This is a genomic window from Segatella copri (genome assembly GCF_019127135.1).
GTDB lineage: Bacteria > Bacteroidota > Bacteroidia > Bacteroidales > Bacteroidaceae > Prevotella.
The window spans coordinates 18,110-39,075 of sequence record NZ_JAHOEA010000008.1 but is presented as its reverse complement, the minus strand read 5'-3'; the positions used below and the strand labels follow the sequence as shown (position 1 = coordinate 39,075).

The following is a 20,966-nucleotide window of genomic DNA, read 5'->3' as shown; positions in this document are numbered from 1 at the left end:
GGTTATTATGTATCAAAGATGATACATTCCCTTTGTATCAGATACAGCAGCTGTATCACTCATGATACAGTCTAACTATGTCTATATCAATTAATTAAGTATCATTTTGTATCAAAAATCGGAATGATACATCCCTGATACAAATACTTACTTCTTGTAAGGCTTATTTGCCTTTTCTGTTCAAGTTATTGCTCTTGGCAACACGCTGAACCATACTCAAACTGGTACCCAGTTTGTCAGCAATTTCCCGATAAGAAGAGCCATTAGGCTGCTTGAGTTCCTTCACGATGTCACGCTCCAGTTCTGCCCTTTCATCTCGTGATCTTGGCAGATGAGTTCGTTCTTCATCATAGCCTCCATATTCGAAATGGAGCCATCCGTCAGAACTGGTCAACGTAAGTTCCTGCACGTTCTTGAAATCAAGTTCGATTGGGAGAGAACGATACTTCAGCTGAATGAGGTAGCGCATGTTCTTGTCCTTTCTCGATTTGTTGAAACCAATTACGTTATCGGCAAGGTTACTGAGAAGCTTACTACCAGCCAAGTCGTCTATTGTAAGTGGATCACCCGGCTTACGCTTAGGCACATGGGCAAGGATGAGCATGGTACAGTTGTGAGTCATACGCATAGCTACCAGTTGCTGCATGATTTTTCCAGCTTCAGCTGCCTCCTTAGAATTGATACAGAGATTGGTAAAGTTATCTATGATTATCACCTCTATATTCAGTTCCAGTGCCATTCGCTCAATCTCAGAAAGAATCATGCTCTGGTCGGTAACATCGTGCATCTTGGTATAATCGATGCTAGCGTGGTAGAGTGTATCAGGACTATCCTTGTTGGGATATCTCAGAGCCAATTGTAGCTGCGAAAGCTCAAAGTTGACATAAAGCACTCGCTTTCCCTGTTCAGCCAACTCGATAGCTATCTGAATGGCGAGGACTGTTTTACCCACACCCGGGCCGCTAAAGAGAATCGTTGTCTCATGCTCCACCAGAATATGGGGACAAAGTTCCTTCGGTGGATCCATCTTCAGTCCTTCTAACCGGTAGTCATTGAAAGGAGACACTTTGACAAAGCTAGGCTTGTCCTGCTGCTGAGCAGCCCCTGGAGCAAGAGCCTGAGCCTGTTTCTGGGATTCAGTCTGCTGCTGAGCTTCCTGAGCCATGAATTCATCCAATTTCTGTTTAGAATCTATATTAATCATACCGTCCTCCTTTCTTGATATAATCAACAGATTCATTACTTGCCATCATCTCCTGCACGTGCTTGCGATAAGCCGCAGCCAGAGGGGCGTTGCTGTGGAGTAAATACTCATTGAGGATTTCTCCGATAGATAATACCTTTTGCATATTATATTTTGGTATTAATCCTTCCGTCTATGAAGCAATTTGCATTCAGATAGTCCAAGTCCTCTAGCTTCCTAGTCAGGATGCTTGTCTGCCTGCTGGACTTAAGTGAATACAACGAACGATATCCAATAAGCCCTAGAGATTTTCATTTTATCAACTCCATCTGTCTTCAGTTTATTGAATACAAAAAAAGCCGATGAGAACTAAATCTCGCCGGCAAAATTACAACAGGCCTTGGTAAGGTTGCAAGCACCTTACCAAAACCTTACCAAAAATTTAAAATAAATTAAACTTTAATAGTAGATTTCCTATAACTTCCATACGCCCAGAACTGGCAGCAACTTCTAGTCCTGGGCAGCGTTCTAGATCTTTTCAACATCATAATAATGCGCCCTATAATTATAGGACGCATTACTAATTGTATATAGGCTCAGCTTTTTTAGCTTTCAGCCTGCTCTTCAACTACTTTAAAGAGTTAAAAAACTCAGTCTTTATTTTTTGCTCTATCATGACAAGCCTTATAAAAAGTTTCTGCTTTATCTTCCAACTCCACGAAAGTATTAAAATAGGTATTTTCTGTAGCTTTAACGCATTTATTTAAAAGAGAAGAATAATTTTTGCCGTTCAATTGGTCGGAGTGAAAAGCTTCACTCATCAGATCCATTACATCACCCTGATTAACTTTGCCACCATCTTTTTTCTCAAAATAATTAGCATCACACATTGCTTTTATAACTTTCATGAAACCAGACAAACGTCCTCCCTTAATACATATATCAGAAGTTTTATCTGATTGTGTTTTGCTTTTCTGCTCTACTTGATTTGCTGAATCCGCAAAACTATCCTGTATATCTGCATCTGGCTCTATAAAACCAGGCACTTGAATATTTTTCTTCGATAAAGCCTCATTAACCTCATATTCTATTGCCTTTATAAGTTCGTAACCTTTATCAGCCAAACTATAATAATCATAACTATAAGTTACCATTTTATCTCGGCGCAAAAGAGAAATTCTTTTAAAAAAGCTGGAATCATCCTTAATTTCTTTGGAAAAAGCATTAGAACCATTATTTTTTAAATCGAGAAGAATTTCGTAGTCGCATTTTCTTATGTTTCTTGCATAAAGAGCATGATTAAGGATTGCCTTTTCTAGTTCTGTTAAAGCATCCAATACAGCACATCCGGCCATATTAATCTTGGAAGAAATGACTTTTCCTCCTTCCTCAAAAGCAGCATATATCAAATTTTTCTGTTTGAGCAATTGTACTGCAATACAGAACTGAGCATCAGTTAATCCTTTTGGAGCTTTATCATGTTGCTCACCATCTGACAATGTTCGCAAAACGCGAAATTCATCAATATTTATACTCATAATTAAAACTATTTTAAATTTTCTTCAAAGTTACTACTTTTTCTTGATAACAAAAAAGAAAATAACATTTTTTAAGTCGTAGAAAAGAACAAAACTCTACACTTTTAAAGAATTTATTGGACTTTTTATGGGTCCTGGAGAAGATAATAAAATGCGGAAGAGATTGAAAAACGCTTTTCTCGAAAACTTTTTCAGAGAAACTTACAATAATCTCAATTATTCTTTGTACCTTTGCCAACGGATTTGGCGGAAGCCTTTTCCAAGACATCGTTGATAAAAAAAGCATTCGCTATTATTTCGCGTTTAGCCAAGAGCGTCGGAAACTCATTTGGAATAACAAGCACGGAAATAATATGTGATAGGTGGCTCGTATATATACGTTTCGTATGAAGCCCCTTATCTACCAAGTAAAGCAATGCAAACACGCTATAGGCGTGATGCATTCTTATGGTAGATCTGGGGCTCCATCCGACGCCGCCCCGTGCTAAACGCGATAAGAGGCATCACGCCCCTTTTTTGCGTCTTAGCGGATTGATAGTTGTTTGCAGATGTCTTGTCTTATAACTATCAATCAAAAGTATATGGCAAACAAAAATCTGAATGCCGCTAAGGTGGCGAAGAAGGATGAGTTCTATACTCAACTTTCTGATATTGAGCGAGAATTGCAGCACTATTGGCAGCACTTCCGTGGGAAGGTGGTACTCTGCAATTGTGATGATCCCTACGAAAGCAATTTCTTTAAGTATTTTGCTCTTCGTTTCAACCAGTTGGGTTTGAAGAAACTTATCTGTACCTGTTATAATGGTTCTCCTGTAACGGGTAATGAACTCATGCTCCATTTTGAAGGCTTTGGTGATGAAGAACCAAAAAAAATTGCTTACAAGGTGGAGATTACGGAAGTAAAAGATGAAAACGGAGATGGGGCTGTTGACCTGTCGGATGTCCGTTATCTTTTGGAGAACGACAAGAACGTGATGTCTATATTGAAGACTGGTGACTTCCGTTCAAACGAATGCATAGAACTCCTGAAAGAAGCAGATATCGTAGTTACAAATCCTCCATTCTCTTTGTTCCGAGAGTATATTGGGCAGTTAATGGAATATGACAAGAAGTTCTTGATAGTAGGACATCAAAATGCTATAAAATATAAAGAGGTGTTTCCGCTAATTAAAGAAAATAAAGTTTGGTTAGGCTATGGATTTAAGGGGGCAGCTGCTCATTTTTATTCCCCATATGACGATGTTGCTAAATCGGGCAACCATAAAGAAAAAATGATCCGTGTATCTGGCGTCAATTGGTTTACTAACATGGAAATTGCCAAACGTCATGAAACTATGGATTTAGTCTGTTCTTACTCGTCAGAAGACTATCCATCATATAGTAATTATGATGCAATTGATATAAACAAGACAGGAGACATTCCTAGAGATTATGATGGCTTAATGGGAGTTCCTGTTACATTTATGGACAAGTATAATCCTGAGCAATTCGAAATCATAGGTAATGCTTGTGATACGGATTGGTGTCGAGAAGCAGGTATAAAAACTATGGGACAGAAAACAATAGACAAACTAAGAGCACAAGGAAATAAAGCGCATGTTACAGCAAACATGAATTCGCTTTATATTGAGAAAAATGGTAAAATCATATTGCCATATGCCAGAATCATTATCCGTAACAAACATCCACAAACATTATGATGACAATTAAACAACTGGAAGTAACCGTTGGCGAGATAACCAAAGGTTACATCAACAATGAAGAACAAGGAGTACGTGGCTATGATGGTCTTTTGGATATCCGTCCACCTTATCAGCGAGAGTTCATCTACAACGAAGCCGAACAACGTGCCGTCATCAACACCGTGCTTAATGAATATCCGCTCAATGTGATGTATTGGGTGAAGAGAAGTGATGATGCAGAATGTCCTTATGAGGTAATGGACGGACAGCAACGCACACTTTCACTTTGTGAATACGTAGCTGGATTGTTTGCTTTAGATTTTAAGAATTTCTTTAATCAAACAGCTGATATTCAGAAGAAAATTCTCGACTATAAGCTGACTGTATATGTTTGCGAAGGCAAGGAGTCAGAAAAGCTGGAATGGTTCAAGACCATCAATATAGCCGGCAAACCATTGAATGAGCAGGAAATCCGCAATGCAGTTTATGCAGGTCCTTTCGTTAGTGATGCAAAACATCATTTCTCCAAAAGCAAATGCGGAGCTTATAAGCTAGGTAAGGATTTGGTAAATGGTTCACCTATTCGCCAAGACTTTTTCAAAAAGGCTTTAGAGTGGATGGCTGATCATGAAACTCGCAATGGAAAGCCACAAAGTGCCGTTGGTTATATGGCTGTTCATCAACATGACAAGAATGCCATTCCTCTTTGGACTTATTTTCAAAACGTACTGAATTGGGCTATATCTACTTTCAATATGAAGAAATTTAAAATCATCATGAAGGGAGTGGATTGGGCTTTGTTTTATGACAAGTATCATGAACAGCCATTGGATATCAAGGCAATGGAGGCAAGAATTACTGATCTTATCGGTGATGATGAGATTCAGAAGCCGAATGGAATTATTCCTTACGTGTTAACTGGCGATGAACGTTATCTGGATCTTCGAACTTTCAAGGATAAGGTAAAGAAGGCAATATGGGAAAAACAGAACCATAAATGTGCCATCTGTGGCAAAGAGTTTGACTTTGAATTAATGGAGGGCGACCACATCAAGCCTTGGCGAGAAGGTGGAAGAACCGACATCAAAAATTGCCAAATGCTTTGCCGACAATGCAATCGCAGTAAGGGAAGCAAATAAAAACAAACGTAACCACTCTGTCATCTTTTTAAATATGGCTGAGTGGTTACTTTTATCCTTATCTAATGACTATCATCTATAGTCAACATCATAACGTGGCATTAATGAGAAAAGAAACAAAAAATAAATTTCTAATCTCTCAAGCACCCTACCGGCACAACATATACGCCGTCCTGCGGACGCTGGTAGGCATATTTACCGACACCAGTCAGCACCATTTTGAAAGATGGGGACTTCATCTTATCGGTATCGATTTTACTTAATTCTTGCTTTATATTCTTTCATAAAATCTCATTTTTAATTTCTGATGCAAAAATAATATATTTTATTGAATATCAAGTAAATAAAATGGTTAAACTTTGTTGCTTTTCTATTCTATTGTGGCAGTTGGCGCATTTTTGTTGTGGCAGTTGGCGCATTTTCGTTGTGGCAGTTGACCCAATTCCGCTGTGGCAGTTGACCCAAATTCGTTGTGGCAGTTGGCGAAATTATTGCTTCTGATACATGTTTTATCCTGTTTCATGGGCCATCACCGGCAACATAAAGAGCCGCAGCTACGGCACCTGCAAAGAAGTGGGCTTCAGCTATCCCAACCATTTCGCCCGCCTCTTCAGACAAAAGACGGGAATGTCTCCTAGTGCATTCAGAAAACAGCTGTTAAAAGAATAATCCTGCCTGTATCAGGAAGCAACGATGGAATGACTGAACTTATGATGCTTGACCATCCAGCGGTATACAACCACACAGATGATAACAGAGAACAGCGAACCGAACCACGTCGTGATACCCATAGGATAGAGCGTATCCGGATACATCTCTGAGGCAAGATAAGCCAACGGAATTCTTACCAGGATGACCGACAGGAAATTATAAACAAAAGAGATGATGGAATAGCCGCAGGCTGTAAACAAGCCTGAGAAGCAGAAGTGAATGCCGGCAAAAAGGCAATCATAAATATATCCCTGCAGATAAACGGCTCCTTTTTCTACTACAACAGGATCATCGGTAAAGATACCCACTGCCACCTCTGGGAAAATCTCCCAAACGGCAATCATCAGAATGCCATAACCAAAGATGATGACAAGCGAACAGCGCAAAGTTTTAAGCACACGGTCTACATTGCCTGCACCATAGTTTTGGGAACAGATGGCTGAAACGGTAGACAGCATAGCAGAAGGAAGAATAAAAACCAGACCGATAAACTTCTCTACGATGCCCACAGCACCGGCATCATACACACCTCGTCCATTGGCAATTACGGCAATGGCAAGAAAGCCCAACTGGATGAAACCATCCTGCATGGCTATCGGGAAACCTATCTTCAGAATACTTTTTACCGTCTGACGGTTCGGACGGAAATCATGTCTGTGAACATCAAATACCTCACGATGACGCCTGATAGCAAGGAGGGCTACCATCACACTGAACATTTGCGACAAGGTAGTACCCAATGCCGCACCTCGGGCTCCCCACCCCAGATATCCGATAAAGAAAAAGTCGAGAAGGATGTTCACCACACAAGCCACAGCTACGAAATACATCGGACTCTTCGAATCGCCCAACCCACGAAAAATTGAGGCTATCACATTATATGCCATGATGAACGGAATGCCGATAAAGCATACCATGAGATAATCACGGGTACCTTCCACAGCCTCAGGTGGCGTATCCATCAATCGGACAATACCATCACGGCAACAAAGCAACACCAGCGCCAGCAAAATACTCAAGGTAAAGAACATGGTAGCAGTATTACCAATAACCCGGGAAGCCCTATGCTGATCCTTTGTACCGATAGCATGAGCCGTATTAACCGTGGTACCCATAGCCAGACCAATGACTACGCAAGTAACAAAATACATTACCTGCGCACCATTAGATACTGCCGTAGTACTATCCACATTACAATATCTACCTATCACGAAAAGATCGGCCAAACCATAGAGAATCTGTAGGAAATAAGCCAGAATATAAGGTAACAGAAAGGTCGTGATATTCCCCCAGATGCTACCTTGTGTCAAGTCTGTTCTATTCATCAGTTGCAAAGATACGATAAAAAACAGAAAAAGCAAGACAATCTTATTTATTTTTTCTCAAATTCGGCAAATTTGTGACATCTTACCATCGTTCATGGAGCCGTGGTTACTCCATGCCGGGCATAGATACAAAAAAACTCCGAAGAACCAAGATTGATTCTCCGGAGTTTTTTGTACACCCTTAGGGATTCGAACCCTAGACCCACTGATTAAGAGTCAGTTGCTCTACCAACTGAGCTAAGGGTGCCTCTGCAAAAAGCTTTGTTTTCAAAAGCGATTGCAAAGGTAATACATTTTTCTGAAACCACCAAATTTTTATGGATATTTTTTGAAAAAATCTTTCATTTTATCCATTATGATTGGTTCATGGAAGCATTATTCCTTCAGCCAACTACCTATCAGACTGATGATTTCCTGTCTTGTAGGCTCTGGGAACGACAAGATGCGAGTTTTGTGCGAACCGCCATGACACATATAAACATGCAGGTTCTTCTTGTTCTTGGTGAAAGGCAAGCCGTAAATGCCCGAAGCTCCCCATGGGTCGATATCACCATAAATATAAACCATCTTCGGATCATTCTTGGTCAGGAACTCTACCGTATGATTATAGAGTGCTGGCGAGAACTTCACGTTTTCTGCTCCCTTTGGTACCATCAGTTTCTTCAGATAGCCTTTAGCTGTCTTGATACTGAGATATTTCTTGAATGGTTTGGTATAATAGCCGTAATAACCCAACTCCCGGGCTGCCTGCACATCAAACGAGGCTGTGGCATTATAATTGGTGAAATAGTCAGGCTCACACATATTAATCCAGTAATCAAACACCGTCTTGTCATCAGCATCTCTTGCAGGAATCTTGTTGATGTCTTCTCCCCACTGCCAGAAAGCAAAGGCGTATTCGAATACAGAGTAATCAAAAATCTCTGCCAGCGGAGCATTGAATACATATTTCTTATCGTTGCAATATTTCTCGAACATTGGCAGCAACGCAGCCTTTCGCTTGAAAAGGAGCAACTGGAAATCGAGCACCTTCTGTCGGTTTTCCTTGGTTGATACCTGATATTGCAGGAACTTCTCATGTCGTCCATCCTCCACACCCTTGTTGAGCGGAGCCACGTATGGCACAGAAATATCTACATCATCAGGGAAGTAAGAACGGTAGAACATCGTAGTCTGTCCACCCTTGCTGATGCCGGTAGCAATCCATTTTCCCTTGTACATCGCATGCAGGGTCTGGTTTACATGATGCAGATCATAGAGCGAATTCTCAACGGTAAGATAATCCCAGTTGCAAGGACTAGGCATCGACTTGTCGAAATAACGGTACTCTACGGTAATGATATTCGTATCGAAGAGCTTGGAAAGTTCCTCGATATATCCTTCGCGCAACGCATAGTTGGCATTATATCCTTCAGTCACGAGCACGGTAGGACGGTCGAATCCTCTATGGCAGAGCACTACCCTCTGTTCGAAATAGCCCTTGGATGCATCCTTGGCATCGAGCTGTTGCTTGATAAAGAACACATACTTTTCCGGGAAATGCGTACTTTTCAGCGTTTCCACGTTACTTACTCCAGGCAATGCAGCCAGTTGCTTACCAGCCACGCCCAGTTCTGCCGCCAGCATCTGCAAAGGCAGGATGAAGAGCAGCAGCATCGATTTCAAAAATCTCAGTTTCATCTTATTCTCTCTTTTTATTTATTATATTCTAAAATTCAAGATTGCAAAATACATTCTATATGTTTTCTAAACAGCTGCAAAGGTAATGATTTATTCTTGTTCGGCAAAGAGAAACCCCACCTTATTTATTATATGGGCAGCAATTAAGGAAATCAGAATACGAATCCTGCATTGATATAGAATCCAACATTCTTACCCAAGCTAGAATAATTAGCCTGAATGCTTACCGGACCCAATACGAAATCATAGGATGCCCGCAAGGCTCCTCCCCACAAATCATCACCAATGAGAATATGGGAAAACTTGCGGGCTTCCTTGCCATACTCTCCCAAGGCAGTAAGGTAGAACTTACCTTTTACCCGATAACGGAAACCGAGCTGACCTGTCACCACATTGCGCTCCAGCAGATGAACATGCTGCGCACTCTCCCATGCCACCTGCCAAGGCAGATAGTAACCATCAGCTACTCCACCTGCATAATTCTGATAAATGGCTGGTACGGAACTGCCAAACAAGAAGCGACTTTTGAGTTTAGGAAGCAGATAGAATCTGGAATTGAGACGTACGGCACATTCTCCTTGAAAAGCAGCCTCGCCAAAAGGATTACCATCGGCATAATGTATTCCGTCATCCGTATGCAGAATGCCCTGAACCTGAATGCGGCTGCCACGGGTCGGGAAATAGCGGCGGTCGTAAGTATCCATCACAACAGATGCAAAGTAGTTCAGAAAATGGTCTGACGAACGTGTCTGGATGCTTCCGTCGCGTTCGAACATATCAGAATGATAATGATAATAATCAAACTGCACTCCCGATTTCAATCTGAAATTACCGATATCGCGGGTATAGAATCCAGCGAAAGAATGCGAAAGAAACTCTAGGGCATCCAACTTATGCTTGTCCGCATAAAGGTCGAAATCATAATGAGCCATACGATAGGAAATGCCAATTTTCGCTCCGAAAAGGTTGCCATAGGCATATTTCATTTCCAGATATGGATTACGGGAAATGCGTCCTGTAAAGGCATAATGATGACGAGTAGAAAACTGCTGGTTATTGGATATCTGAGCAATGACGCTCGCCAAATCCTGCGTATCAAAACGTGCACCTACACTGATTCTTCTCGATTCGTTGGGTTCCAGCATAAATACCAGGTCATAAGGTTCCTCGTTAGACTGTCTGTATTCTACACGCGAAAAGATATTCAGTCCTCTGAGCATGGCAAGTGTGCCATCTATCTCCTCAGGACTGACTTCCGAATTCTCCCGTAAAGCAATTTTCTTTCTAATCCACTTTTCCTCCTCTCCGCTGATGCCTTCTATCCGGATGCTTCCTATATGATAAGCTTCCGTCTGAGAATGTTTCGGCAGTTTGAGGCGTTTATCCTGTAATGTATCATCAGAGGCTACAGAATCACAAGCATCAGCATAGATATACTTTCTCAGAGCCATCAGCTCATCCCATTTCTGACGGGCAGCCTGTTCTCCCCGCTGTATCATCGTATCAATGGCTTCAGATTGGAAACTGGCTGCCGAATAACCTTTCAGAGAAGGATTGATATAAAGATCGGCTTCAGCCATATTCTTCCTGTATTTGTTCTGCCCCATCATACTTATGAGCTGTTCTACAACAGAAGAAGCCGATTTCAGCTCTTCCTTCTTCTTCCAACCGGTACTCAAATCTACACAGATAATCACATCCGCTCCCATTTCCTTTGCCACATCAACCGGCAGATTGTTCAAGGCGCCGCCATCCACCAGCATCTTTCCTTTCCATTCTACCGGAGCAAACACGCCCGGTATCGACATGCTGGCACGCATCGCCAATGGCAACGAGCCCGATGAAAACACGACCTCCTTGCCTTCTACCAGATCTACCGCCACGCAACGGTAAGGAATAGGTAGGTTGGAGAAATCATCCACCTGATGATACCCCACGGTAAGTTTAGAGAAAAGGTTAAAGATATTCTGCCCCTTCACATAACCGGTAGGCAACGAAACCTTCCTCTCTTTGGAAAGAGGAATATGAACGATATATTTCTCCCTTTCTTCTTTAGAAAGAAAAGTCTCCGATTCACGTTTCACCTGGTCGCTCAAAAGGAAAAGCCAGTTCTGGTTACGGTAGAGGCTATCAATATCCGCAGCATCGTAGCCGATGGCATAGAGTCCGCCCACGATGGCACCGATACTGGTTCCGGCAATATAATCTACAGGAATATCAGCCTCTTCCAGCACCTTGAGAACACCTACTTCAGCCGCACCCTTGGCACCACCTCCACCCAAAACGAGCCCCACCTTTTTGCGTGGCTGCTGGGCTTGCAGAGGAGTATGTGCAAAGAAGCAGCAGAATAAAACCAAAAAACATAATATCTTATCTCGATGTACCATCATATTGCTCCTTTTAAAAATGAATAACTGACACAGCAAAGATACGAAGAAAGATTGGAACTCGCAAGAAAATCTGAAAGAAAATGGCTGAGAACACTGAAATTTAAAGGATTATGCGAATCAATCCAGATACTGCAAAAATCAGAGATAACAAAAAGATTCGCCACCTTTTTTATATTATCCCCCATTTTTCTTGCAAAATCAAAATATTCATCGTATCTTTGCAAAAAGAATTTATGGAAAGAGGATTACTCGCAAAAAGCTATCCTGAAAACATAGGAGATTTGATTATGACAGAAATGAACGATAGAAGATTGCCGGTAGGCATCCAGTCTTTTGCTAAAATAAGAAGAGAAGGATACCTATATGTTGACAAGACTGATATGGTATGGAGACTTGCTCATAGCAACAAGACTTATCATTACCTAAGCCGCCCACGCCGCTTCGGTAAGTCCATTCTCGTGGATACACTCCAGGCTTACTTCGAGGGGGAAAAGGAACTCTTCGAAGGATTGAAGGTGATGGAGTTGGAGAAAGAATGGACCTGCTATCCCGTCATTCGACTCGACATGAGTTGCGGAGGTGCAACACCCGAAGAACTCAACTCCTATCTCGACGACGCCTTCTATAAACTCGAACAGAAGTATGAAGTAGCGGTGCGCCCGGAGGTTTCCCTTGCTGTCCGTTTCCAGAACATCATCGAAACAATATTCCAGAAGACCGGAAAACAGACGGTTATTCTTATCGACGAGTATGATTCTCCATTGCAGCATTCTTGGAAGACTCCAGAGCATGATGCCTGCACAGCCATCTACAAGTCCGTGTTTGCCGTCTTGAAAAAAGAGGACGAGCACGAGCGCTTCGTCTTCATCACGGGCATCACCAAGTTCACTCAAATCTCCCTCTTCTCCGTGCTCAACAACCTGAGCAACATCAGCTTTGATGCACCATACACTACCATCTGCGGTATTTCAAAGCAGGAAGTTGCCGAAAACTTCATGCCGGAGATTGAGGCGATGGGTGAAGAAAACGGATGGACTCCGGAGGAGACGCTGAAGCAGCTCACGGCTTATTACGATGGATATCATTTCTGCAGCGATAATATGGTGGACATTTTCAACCCATTCAGCCTTATCAATGCCCTGTCGGATAGAAAATTGAGAAATTACTGGGCTTCATCAGGCGCCACTTCCCTATTGCCTAAGTTCGTGGATAATATGGAGATGAGGATGGAATACTTTGACCATTGCTTCATCGAGGGCGATACCCTGGAGACATCGGATGTGGTAAATGGCGGAGCCGAGCTCTTCCTCTATCAGTCGGGTTATCTCACTATTAAGGGTTACGACGAGGGCGTTTACATCCTGGGCTTCCCTAACTTTGAAGTTCGCAAGGCATTATACCAGGTAGTGGTTCCTGCCTTGACCATGAAGTCGAATTCGGAAGTGGTTTCTGCGCAGAGCTTCCTCAGAAAAATGATGCAGGACGGCAATACCGCTGAAGCCAAGAAGGCATTAAAGGCTCTTATCGCCGATGTTCCATACAGCAACAAGAAAATGGCGAGCATGGATATGGAGGAGCGTTACCGACTGATAATGAGCACGATATTCAGAGCCTTGGGCTTTAGGGTGTAAGTAGAGAGAATGCTGGCCACTGGCAGGATAGACATGATTGTGGAGGTTCCATCCTTCATCTATGTCCTGGAGCTGAAGCTATCGAACAATGGCGGCATTTCTGCTGCCGAGAGCCAGATAAAGGAAAAGAGTTACACCGAACCATTCAAGGCAGACAAGCGCAAGGTCATCGCCCTAGCCGTGGAACTCGATGAAACAGGCAAGGGATTGATAGATTGGAAAGAAGTGGATGAGTGAAGAGATTTTTGCAGAATGCTAAACATAAATCATATTGATAGGATTGGGATATCTGGTTTTCCTATCTGCGATGACTGTCTTATAGGAACAGCCTACTGTTCTCTAATCCGCCAGTCGGCTGTTCGCCCCAAACAGCCTACTGGTCATACGCAAACAGCACACTTATCTTTCGGAGATAAATATCAGAACATCGGAGATTTATCTGCCAAGAACAGCCATATCAAAACAAAAACGAAATGAAACTTCCCTGAAATTTGGAGAGTTAAAAAAAATATATTACCTTTGCACCCGCAAAAAAGATAAGATTATGAACGGATTGTATACTATATTATTATTGGTGCTGAGCAACATCTTCATGACGCTGGCTTGGTACGGACACCTCAAGTTGCAACAAACGGGCGTGAGCAGCAACTGGCCTCTTATCGGTGTCATCGCCTTCAGTTGGGCCATCGCCTTCTTCGAATATTGCTGTCAGGTACCAGCCAACCGCATCGGTTTCGTGGATAATGGCGGACCATTTAATCTGGTCCAGCTCAAAGTGATTCAGGAATGCGTATCGCTTATCGTCTTCGCCATCATCGCCAATATCCTCTTCCAGGGACAGGGATTGCACTGGAATCATTTCGCAGCCTTCTGCTGCCTGATTGCAGCCGTTTATTTCGTATTCATGAAATGAGGGTGTGGCTTAAGCCTAAATAATGGCAGCCGAGGACGGGCTGAAAGCCCAAAAGCTCTTAGCCCAGGGCAGCGCCCTGGGTATAATATAGCAATCAATGAGACGCCCTGTAAGGGCAAAAGCTTTGTATATTGTCCTGTATTTTAAAGCTTTTGCCCTTACAGGGCGACAAGTTTGTGTCCGTAATTACCCAGGGCGCTGCCCTGGGCTAGGGGCTTCTGCCCTTTCAGGGCGTATGGGGCGTGGCTTATGACACACCCCCTACCTTTTTTAAAATTGAACACCTGCCTTACACCAGGTTATAGATTTCGCTCGGTGTCTTGCGCTTCAATACTTCCAGTTGGAAGTCCTTGCCGGCTATGATGCCTTTGCTGCGCAGGATCTGCTCCACGGTTTTGCGTGCCAGCTCAGGATGGTTGTTCTCCTCGCTGAGATGACAGAGCCAGACGTGATGAAGCTCCGGTGTAGCATAATTGGCAAGCGCCTCACCACAATCGTCGTTGCTCAGATGACCGTTATCTCCCAGAATGCGCTCCTTCAGATACTGGGGATAATGACCCTGCTGGAGCATCTCTACACTATGGTTCGCCTCGAGCACAAGATAGTTGGCACGGCCGATAAAGTCGTGCATCTCTTCGGTAATATGACCCACATCGGTGATGAGACAGAAGTTCACACCTCCACACTCCACGAAATAGCCAACATTGTCGGTACTGTCGTGGGGTACGCCGAACGGGGTAATCTTAAACTCGCCCAGTGTGAAAGTTACGTTCTTCTCTATCACACGAGCATGGTTAGGCTCTATCTTCTTTCGAACACAATAGTTGCGCTCGATGCCTTGATGTACTTTACGGGTCGTATATACCGGTAGATGATAGTCAGTACTCAGACTCCCCACCGACTTTACATGGTCGGCGTGGTCATGTGTGATGAGGACGTGATGCACATCCTCGAAGCGAAGTCCATAGTTATGGAAATGCTTCTTTAATATTCTTATTCCTACTCCTACGTCTATCAGTATCGAATCCGTATCAGTGTAAAGATAATAGCAATTGCCACTACTTCCACTGCCAAAGGATATAAATTTCAGCATTTTAATTGTTATTTTCCATGCAAAGTTAGCAAAAAAGATTCTTATTACAAAGTTTTTTACTATCTTTGTGCCGAAATATCGCAAAAAAATAGAATTTTTAAGATTTGAGAATCATGATGAAGAAGTCGATGATAGGTTTATGCATAGCTGTGGCATGCATGAGCACAAGTATATTCAGCCTTTCGGGCTGTGAACCTCACGAAGGCAGCGAGGACCAGCTGAAGGCTGATGTTGATTCGTTTGCCAACTATTATTTCAACTGGCATTTCCAGAAAGCCGTGAAGTATTGTACCCAGGAATCGGAGCGCTGGCTGCGCTATGCTGCAAGTAATGTGAACGAGACCGACGTGGAACTGCTGCGCCAGAAACCGGAGGATGCCAGCATCGAGATTACGGATATTGATTTCGGTGACGATGAAACAAGTGCCACCATAACCCTTACGGTTCATAATTTTCTGCAGATGGACAGCATCGGGCAGGATCCGCAGCTCATAGAACAGGCCGATTTCCAACTGCCGATGTGTATGGAAAAGGGGCTCTGGAAGATTAAGTTGGAAAAATTGCCTTGAAAAAAGTAAGGAGTTTCGCCAGTTCAGAAGTTAAAGGAGTTAAAGAAGTTATCACTCCCTATGGTCGTTCGGGAAGTTAAGAGACAATAGTCTTCTAGCTTAAACTTAGGACATTTGTCCCTTAACTTCCCTCTAACTTCCCTAACTTCCCTTAACTTCCCCACATGCGAAAGTTCAGAAAACTCTTTTTTAGAACGGCAGACCGACTGCGAAATGGAAGGCGAAATCGCGGTCTAGTTTCGGGTGGATAATCGCCCAATGCTCTTCCTTCGTTCCGTAAGCTGGATTGATTGCCTTCATACCCATATCCAGACGGAGAATGAAGTAATCGAAATTCAACCTGAGACCTAAGCCATAGGCTACAGCTATCTGTTTGTAGAATTCATCTATCTTGAACTGGCCGCCAGGCTGATCCTGATAATTGCGAAGTGTCCAGATATTACCGGCATCGATAAACGCTGCGCCCTCAAACTTCCAGAAGAGCGAAGTGCGATATTCGGCATTCAAGTCGAGCTTCACATCACCCGTCTGGTTGATGAAATCTATTCTGCCGTCAGTTCCCTTAAACTTGCCCGGACCTAATTCTCTTACGCCCCAACCTCTTACCGAGTTGGCACCACCCGAGAAATAACGCTTTTCAAAAGGCAACACCGTACTGTTGCCGTAAGGATAAGCCACACCGATACCCGCATGCAGCGCCAGAGCATTGCGCTTATCAAACTGCATCAGATGGGTATAATCTACATCAAACTTGGCATATTGGGCATAAGCTATATTAAATAATGTACGCTGCCCCTGGCTGTTCACCTTGAAACCGAATGCCTTGGAAACACCACTCAGCAGATTGCCCGAACTCTCTACATTCACTCGCACAGCATCTACCCCATCGCTATAACTCAAACCGAAACCCATCTTCATGATAAACAGGTCTTCGTAATTGTAGCGGAGGATGGCATTTCTGTTTTCTGCATTATCGAGATAGTCTCTCTTGAATGTCTCGGATATCCATGGCATATAAACATAGTTGAGATCGAGCAGGTCGAAACGCCAAGCCAGGTGATGACGCGGTTCTGTCCAGCGATAACGCCAGGCAGTAGAGAATACGCGGCGATGAAACTCCGGACGGTTCTGAAGATTCCAACTTGCCGACAACTCGCTGTTTGCCGTCTGTCTTCTTCTGAAATTTCTTGAAAGGAAAGGCGCCAAGAAACGAGGGAAAACCAGTTTGCCTTCAACCGAATATTCTGTATAGTTCTGATCCTGATACCCCTCCAGACCGGTAATGGCCTCGTAGGCTCCACGAAGTTCTATGCTCAGCTGCTCACTACCTCTGAAGAGATTTCGGTTGGTATAAGTGAGCGAAGCAGCAGCTCCCAAGTCGCCCGCCGTATTGGTTCCTTCCGGCTGGAAGGCAATGGTAGAAGGCTTGTTGGTACTGATCTGGATATTGCAATCCATCTGCCGGCTGATGCTGTCTCTCTCCATTCCGTTCTCCGTAACCTGGTTGCTGTCAGGAACTTCAGAGAAACTGATATTGGTATACTTCACCGCCTGCAGACGGGCAAAGTTGTTATAGGTGCGCTGCAAGGCGGCGGCACTATAGGGACGGCCTTCGCTGAGGGCAGTGGCATTGAGCAAAACCTGATGGCGCAGATGGATTCGGTCGCTGTCATTACTCAGATAGTTGATATTCCTGATTTCATATCGGGTATGATCAACCTCAGGAGCATTACTGTTTGCCTTATACTTCATCAGGTGTAGCGTCAGGGCGATATCCTTCTGTCCCGCAATCGTATCGGCAGAAAACTGGATAAAATCTTTATGAAAGCGGAAATAGCCATCATTGGTCAGAAGGCTGGAGATACGCCTGCGTTCATTATCCAATGTTTCTACCGTAAATCTCATTCCCGGCTTAATCTGCTGATTATCGGGGTTATCGAGATGCAGAAGTTGCTGGATATGTTCATCTTCCACCTCATATTTCACCTTACCTATCATAAAAGGTTCTCCGGGATGCAACAGATAGGTAGCATCCAGTTTCTTTCCTTTCTTGGTGGTATAGAGCGACACCCCGGCATGCATGAAGCCCTGGTTCTGCATGGCGGTAAGCAGATCCTGACAGGAGAGCCGCGCCTGCAAAGTATCGTAGATGACAGGCTTCTTGCTGAAAGGATTCTTGAAGAGCGAGAAGAGTTTCGGCTTCTCTTTCTGGCGCACATACTGCTTGAGCGCCCCGGCATTATACCCTGCCGAGTCGCTCTTCACTTCTACCTTATTTAATATATACTCCCCTTCCGGCACCATTTTACTTGAAGAACAAGATGCTATGAGCAGCGGCAAGGCAAGTAATGAAATCGTTTCTTTTTTCAAAATATCTATCGTTTTTGATATGCAAAGATAATGCAAAACAAATTAAATACAAAATATTTAGCACTTTTTATTTTGAAATGTCTATATTTTATGTTACCTTTGCACACATATAGACAAAAAATAAATGATTAGCAAGAATAAAATAAAGTACATACGTTCGCTCGAACTGAAGAAGAACAGAAATAAAGAAGGAAAGTTCGTGGCAGAAGGTTTCAAGGTGGTAGACGATCTGCTCGCTCTGCAACCTGCCGACCTGATTGTGGCTACCGGCGAATGGCTCCGGGGCAAACACTTCGGGGCTGAAACCGAAGTGATAGAGGTTACTGATGAAGAACTGAAGAAGGTGAGTTTCCTGCAACATCCGCAGCAGGTGCTTGCAGTATTCAAACAGGCAACATCAGGAGATTACTCTATTAATACCAGCGAACTGAGTCTGGCGCTCGACGGCGTTCAGGACCCGGGCAATCTGGGCACCATCATCCGCATCGCCGACTGGTTTGGCATCACCCATATCTACTGCAGTCAGGATACTGCCGACGTATACAATCCGAAGGTGGTGCAGGCCACGATGGGCAGCATAGCAAGAGTGAAGGTAGAATATGGCGACCTGCTGGGACTGGTAGAATCACTTCCTGCCGATGTTCCCGTTTACGGAACCCTGCTCGATGGCGACAACATCTATCAGCAAAAGCTCGAAAACCGAGGACTTATCGTGATGGGAAACGAAGGAAAAGGCATCTCGCCAGACCTGGCAAAGAAGGTGAACCACAAGCTGCTCATCCCTAACTTTCCGGAAGGTAGAGCTACCGCCGACAGTCTGAATGTGGCTATCGCTACCGCCATTACCTGCTCTGAATTCAGAAGAAACTTTTAAAGGTAAAAAAGTAAAAGGGTAAAAAGGTAAAAAAATACAAAAGCGATAATTAGAAATTAAAACAAGATAGTTATGGAAGTAAATGAATTATTTAAGCATCGCAGCATAACTGCCTGCATGAGAGCATCATACGATACCATAACAAGTGACTTCAGATCACTCGTAAAACAGACATGGACTACCCATGTTCCATTTGCAGTATTGCTGGCTATCGTACTCTATTTCCTCCTCCCCAACAAACCGCTTCACGATTGGGGAGCCGTGAATCCGATGGCTTCGTTCATTCTGCAAACCATCATTTACGGAGCCACTATCGTGATGGCTATCGTATCATTCTGGCATCTCCTGCCAAGAAAGCAACTGTGTCCTAAGGGCGAAAAGCGCAAGATAGGCAAATCCCTCCTCCGCATTCTCCGCCACTTCGGAGGTTTCTTTCTGACCAGTTTTCTCGGCATGATTATTGTAGGCATCGCTACCTTTATCGCAGCCCTGCCTTCCATCATCCTCATCATCGCACAGTTCTATTCACAGCTCGGTGCGCTTGATGGCGACCCGCTCGGTGTGCCGGGTTATTTCACCCCACTCCTCTTTCTGGTGTTCACCATCACCTTCCTGCTCATCATCTATGCCCTGAGCTGGCTCGGCATTTCACTTGCCTATCAATTCGGCTCTTACAAGGTGCAAGACGAAGAGAAACAGAGAATGAAGGAAAGTCAAAAAATGGCAACTACAGAGATAGAAAAATATTAATCGTATTAACATAATATATAAGAGAAATGAAACAGACAAGATTACTCTTCATCGACCGCGATGGAACTCTGATTCAGGAACCAGAGGATGAGCAAATTGACAGCTTCGAGAAGCTGGTATTCACCAAGGGCGTGTTCCGCAATCTCGCCTTCATTGCCCAGCACACCGACTACGAGCTGGTGATGGTGAGCAACCAGGACGGACTGGGTACCGACTCCTTCCCGGAGGACACCTTCTGGCCAGTACACAACTTCATCATCCAGACCCTGGAGAGCGAGGGCATCCACTTCGCCAAGCAGCACATCGACCGCCACTTCCCTGAAGATAACTCGCCGATGCGCAAGCCAGGAACAGGCATGCTGACCGAATACATCGATAACCCTGCCTACGATATGGCAAACAGTTATGTAATCGGTGACCGTGAAACCGATGCCCAGCTTGCTGAAAACCTGGGTTGCAAGAGTCTGATTCTCGGAAAGGATGGCATGGACTGGGACAAGATAGCCGAGATTCTCTTTGCCGGTGACCGTATCGCAGAAGTGAAGCGCACCACCAAGGAGACGGATATCTACATCAAGGTAAATCTCGATGGTTCAGGCAAATGCGACATCTCTACCGGTCTCGGTTTCTTCGACCACATGCTGGAACAGATAGGCAAGCACGGCATGATGGACCTCACCATCCATACCAAGGGCGACCTCTATGTGGATGAGCATCATACCATTGAGGATACGGGTATTGCACTGGGCGAATGCCTGCTGCAGGCTTTAGGTGATAAGCGCGGAATAGAAAGATACGGCTACAGTCTGCCAATGGATGATTGTCTCTGTCAGGTAGCATTGGATTTCGGTGGCCGTCCATGGCTGATTTGGGATGCCGAGTTCCACAGAGAGAAGGTGGGCGAAATGCCAACCGAGATGTTCAAGCATTTCTTCAAGAGTCTGAGTGATGCGGCAAAGATGAACCTCAATGTCAAGGCAGAGGGCGAAAACGAGCATCACAAGATAGAAGGCATCTTCAAGGCACTTGCCCGTTCGCTGAAAATGGCGGTAAAGAGAGACATCTACCACTTCGAGCTTCCTAGCTCTAAGGGAATGCTGTAACTTTTAGGCACGGAT

The 20,966-nt window shown here is 43.9% G+C and carries 18 protein-coding genes and 1 tRNA gene; 10 read left to right on the top strand and 9 right to left on the bottom strand.

From position 1 onward, the window contains the following. Positions 1-163: 163 nt before the first annotated feature. The 3 genes from KSW37_RS03650 to KSW37_RS03640 form a co-directional block, all read right to left on the bottom strand. Positions 164-1,204, bottom strand: a complete 1,041-nt coding sequence (locus KSW37_RS03650) for an AAA family ATPase (protein ID WP_217313355.1) — start codon at positions 1,202-1,204, stop codon at positions 164-166. Beyond that, the gene (locus KSW37_RS03645) at positions 1,197-1,349 is read right to left on the bottom strand and encodes a cytochrome c-type biogenesis protein CcmH (RefSeq protein ID WP_217313354.1); all 153 of its coding nucleotides are present in this window, start codon (positions 1,347-1,349) and stop codon (positions 1,197-1,199) included. Before KSW37_RS03645 ends, KSW37_RS03650 begins: the two co-directional genes overlap by 8 nt. A gap of 484 nt (positions 1,350-1,833) precedes the next feature. Next, positions 1,834-2,721, bottom strand: a complete 888-nt coding sequence (locus tag KSW37_RS03640; RefSeq protein WP_217313353.1) for a hypothetical protein — start codon at positions 2,719-2,721, stop codon at positions 1,834-1,836. A gap of 581 nt (positions 2,722-3,302) precedes the next feature. On the opposite strand from KSW37_RS03640, the gene KSW37_RS03635 reads away from it, so the two are divergent. From KSW37_RS03635 to KSW37_RS03620, 3 genes are all read left to right on the top strand, one after another. Further along, on the top strand, positions 3,303-4,421 hold the full coding sequence (locus KSW37_RS03635) for an adenine-specific methyltransferase EcoRI family protein (protein ID WP_217313352.1): 1,119 nt from the start codon (positions 3,303-3,305) through the stop codon (positions 4,419-4,421). Then, positions 4,418-5,542, top strand: a complete 1,125-nt coding sequence (locus KSW37_RS03630) for an HNH endonuclease family protein (protein WP_254368544.1) — start codon at positions 4,418-4,420, stop codon at positions 5,540-5,542. The genes KSW37_RS03635 and KSW37_RS03630 overlap by 4 nt, the downstream gene beginning before the upstream one ends. Positions 5,543-6,046: 504 nt before the next feature. Further along, on the top strand, positions 6,047-6,211 hold the full coding sequence (locus KSW37_RS03620) for a helix-turn-helix domain-containing protein (RefSeq protein WP_217313351.1): 165 nt from the start codon (positions 6,047-6,049) through the stop codon (positions 6,209-6,211). Between the two features lie 11 nt (positions 6,212-6,222). Here KSW37_RS03620 and KSW37_RS03615 read toward each other — a convergent pair whose 3' ends face one another. From KSW37_RS03615 to KSW37_RS03600, 4 genes are all read right to left on the bottom strand, one after another. Then, entirely contained in the window at positions 6,223-7,578 is a 1,356-nt protein-coding gene (locus KSW37_RS03615) for an MATE family efflux transporter (RefSeq protein WP_217313350.1), read from the bottom strand. 174 nt (positions 7,579-7,752) lie between these two features. Continuing rightward, positions 7,753-7,825 (bottom strand) — tRNA-Lys (locus tag KSW37_RS03610). A gap of 128 nt (positions 7,826-7,953) precedes the next feature. Then, positions 7,954-9,258, bottom strand: a complete 1,305-nt coding sequence (locus tag KSW37_RS03605) for a S28 family serine protease (protein WP_217313349.1) — start codon at positions 9,256-9,258, stop codon at positions 7,954-7,956. Positions 9,259-9,410: 152 nt separating this feature from the next. After that, the gene (locus KSW37_RS03600; protein WP_217313348.1) at positions 9,411-11,648 is read right to left on the bottom strand and encodes a patatin-like phospholipase family protein; all 2,238 of its coding nucleotides are present in this window, start codon (positions 11,646-11,648) and stop codon (positions 9,411-9,413) included. 233 nt (positions 11,649-11,881) lie between these two features. Here KSW37_RS03600 and KSW37_RS03595 point away from each other — a divergent pair, with 233 nt between their 5' ends. The 3 genes from KSW37_RS03595 to KSW37_RS03590 all read left to right on the top strand — a co-directional run bounded on the left by KSW37_RS03595 (position 11,882) and on the right by KSW37_RS03590 (position 14,192). Next, positions 11,882-13,279 carry an ATP-binding protein gene (locus KSW37_RS03595; RefSeq protein ID WP_254368543.1) on the top strand — a complete coding sequence of 466 codons (1,398 nt, stop codon included), beginning with the start codon at positions 11,882-11,884 and terminating at the stop codon, positions 13,277-13,279. Positions 13,280-13,288: 9 nt separating this feature from the next. Continuing rightward, the gene (locus KSW37_RS15950) at positions 13,289-13,516 is read left to right on the top strand and encodes a PD-(D/E)XK nuclease domain-containing protein (protein WP_254368542.1); all 228 of its coding nucleotides are present in this window, start codon (positions 13,289-13,291) and stop codon (positions 13,514-13,516) included. 307 nt (positions 13,517-13,823) lie between these two features. Next, entirely contained in the window at positions 13,824-14,192 is a 369-nt protein-coding gene (locus tag KSW37_RS03590) for a DMT family protein (RefSeq protein ID WP_040553814.1), read from the top strand. A gap of 289 nt (positions 14,193-14,481) precedes the next feature. Here KSW37_RS03590 and KSW37_RS03585 read toward each other — a convergent pair whose 3' ends face one another. Then, complete coding sequence (locus KSW37_RS03585) at positions 14,482-15,285, bottom strand: MBL fold metallo-hydrolase (RefSeq protein WP_118152359.1); 804 nt, start codon at positions 15,283-15,285, stop codon at positions 14,482-14,484. A 113-nt stretch (positions 15,286-15,398) separates the two neighbouring features. Between KSW37_RS03585 and KSW37_RS03580 the strand changes: the two genes are divergently transcribed. Continuing rightward, positions 15,399-15,854, top strand: coding sequence for a hypothetical protein (locus KSW37_RS03580; protein WP_217313347.1), 456 nt, complete (start codon positions 15,399-15,401; stop codon positions 15,852-15,854). A gap of 189 nt (positions 15,855-16,043) precedes the next feature. Here the strand turns inward: KSW37_RS03580 and KSW37_RS03575 are convergent, their stop codons facing one another. Then, complete coding sequence (locus KSW37_RS03575; RefSeq protein ID WP_254368546.1) at positions 16,044-18,158, bottom strand: BamA/TamA family outer membrane protein; 2,115 nt, start codon at positions 18,156-18,158, stop codon at positions 16,044-16,046. A 190-nt stretch (positions 18,159-18,348) separates the two neighbouring features. Here KSW37_RS03575 and KSW37_RS03570 point away from each other — a divergent pair, with 190 nt between their 5' ends. The 3 genes from KSW37_RS03570 to hisB all read left to right on the top strand — a co-directional run bounded on the left by KSW37_RS03570 (position 18,349) and on the right by hisB (position 20,951). Then, positions 18,349-19,098: an RNA methyltransferase gene (locus KSW37_RS03570; protein WP_118152365.1), complete on the top strand. Its 750-nt coding sequence runs from the start codon at positions 18,349-18,351 to the stop codon at positions 19,096-19,098. A gap of 72 nt (positions 19,099-19,170) precedes the next feature. After that, positions 19,171-19,848 carry a DUF975 family protein gene (locus tag KSW37_RS03565; RefSeq protein ID WP_118201227.1) on the top strand — a complete coding sequence of 226 codons (678 nt, stop codon included), beginning with the start codon at positions 19,171-19,173 and terminating at the stop codon, positions 19,846-19,848. Positions 19,849-19,874: 26 nt separating this feature from the next. Next, positions 19,875-20,951, top strand: a complete 1,077-nt coding sequence (gene hisB / locus KSW37_RS03560; protein ID WP_217313346.1) for a bifunctional histidinol-phosphatase/imidazoleglycerol-phosphate dehydratase HisB — start codon at positions 19,875-19,877, stop codon at positions 20,949-20,951. Positions 20,952-20,966: the final 15 nt, after the last annotated feature.

Excerpts from the sequence above, each read along its gene's own strand:
- KSW37_RS03630 (WP_254368544.1), top strand. The coding sequence starts at position 4,418 with ATGATGACAATTAAACAACTGGAAGTAACCGTTGGCGAGATAACCAAA.
- KSW37_RS03620 (WP_217313351.1), top strand. The coding sequence starts at position 6,047 with ATGTTTTATCCTGTTTCATGGGCCATCACCGGCAACATAAAGAGCCGC.
- KSW37_RS03605 (WP_217313349.1), bottom strand. The coding sequence starts at position 9,258 with ATGAAACTGAGATTTTTGAAATCGATGCTGCTGCTCTTCATCCTGCCT.
- hisB (WP_217313346.1), top strand. The coding sequence starts at position 19,875 with ATGAAACAGACAAGATTACTCTTCATCGACCGCGATGGAACTCTGATT.
- KSW37_RS03645 (WP_217313354.1), bottom strand. The coding sequence starts at position 1,349 with ATGCAAAAGGTATTATCTATCGGAGAAATCCTCAATGAGTATTTACTC.
- KSW37_RS03650 (WP_217313355.1), bottom strand. The coding sequence starts at position 1,204 with ATGATTAATATAGATTCTAAACAGAAATTGGATGAATTCATGGCTCAG.
- KSW37_RS03640 (WP_217313353.1), bottom strand. The coding sequence starts at position 2,721 with ATGAGTATAAATATTGATGAATTTCGCGTTTTGCGAACATTGTCAGAT.
- KSW37_RS03570 (WP_118152365.1), top strand. The coding sequence starts at position 18,349 with ATGATTAGCAAGAATAAAATAAAGTACATACGTTCGCTCGAACTGAAG.
- KSW37_RS03615 (WP_217313350.1), bottom strand. The coding sequence starts at position 7,578 with ATGAATAGAACAGACTTGACACAAGGTAGCATCTGGGGGAATATCACG.
- KSW37_RS03585 (WP_118152359.1), bottom strand. The coding sequence starts at position 15,285 with ATGCTGAAATTTATATCCTTTGGCAGTGGAAGTAGTGGCAATTGCTAT.
- KSW37_RS03575 (WP_254368546.1), bottom strand. The coding sequence starts at position 18,158 with ATGGTGCCGGAAGGGGAGTATATATTAAATAAGGTAGAAGTGAAGAGC.
- KSW37_RS15950 (WP_254368542.1), top strand. The coding sequence starts at position 13,289 with ATGCTGGCCACTGGCAGGATAGACATGATTGTGGAGGTTCCATCCTTC.
- KSW37_RS03595 (WP_254368543.1), top strand. The coding sequence starts at position 11,882 with ATGGAAAGAGGATTACTCGCAAAAAGCTATCCTGAAAACATAGGAGAT.
- KSW37_RS03600 (WP_217313348.1), bottom strand. The coding sequence starts at position 11,648 with ATGATGGTACATCGAGATAAGATATTATGTTTTTTGGTTTTATTCTGC.
- KSW37_RS03565 (WP_118201227.1), top strand. The coding sequence starts at position 19,171 with ATGGAAGTAAATGAATTATTTAAGCATCGCAGCATAACTGCCTGCATG.
- KSW37_RS03635 (WP_217313352.1), top strand. The coding sequence starts at position 3,303 with ATGGCAAACAAAAATCTGAATGCCGCTAAGGTGGCGAAGAAGGATGAG.
- KSW37_RS03590 (WP_040553814.1), top strand. The coding sequence starts at position 13,824 with ATGAACGGATTGTATACTATATTATTATTGGTGCTGAGCAACATCTTC.
- KSW37_RS03580 (WP_217313347.1), top strand. The coding sequence starts at position 15,399 with ATGATGAAGAAGTCGATGATAGGTTTATGCATAGCTGTGGCATGCATG.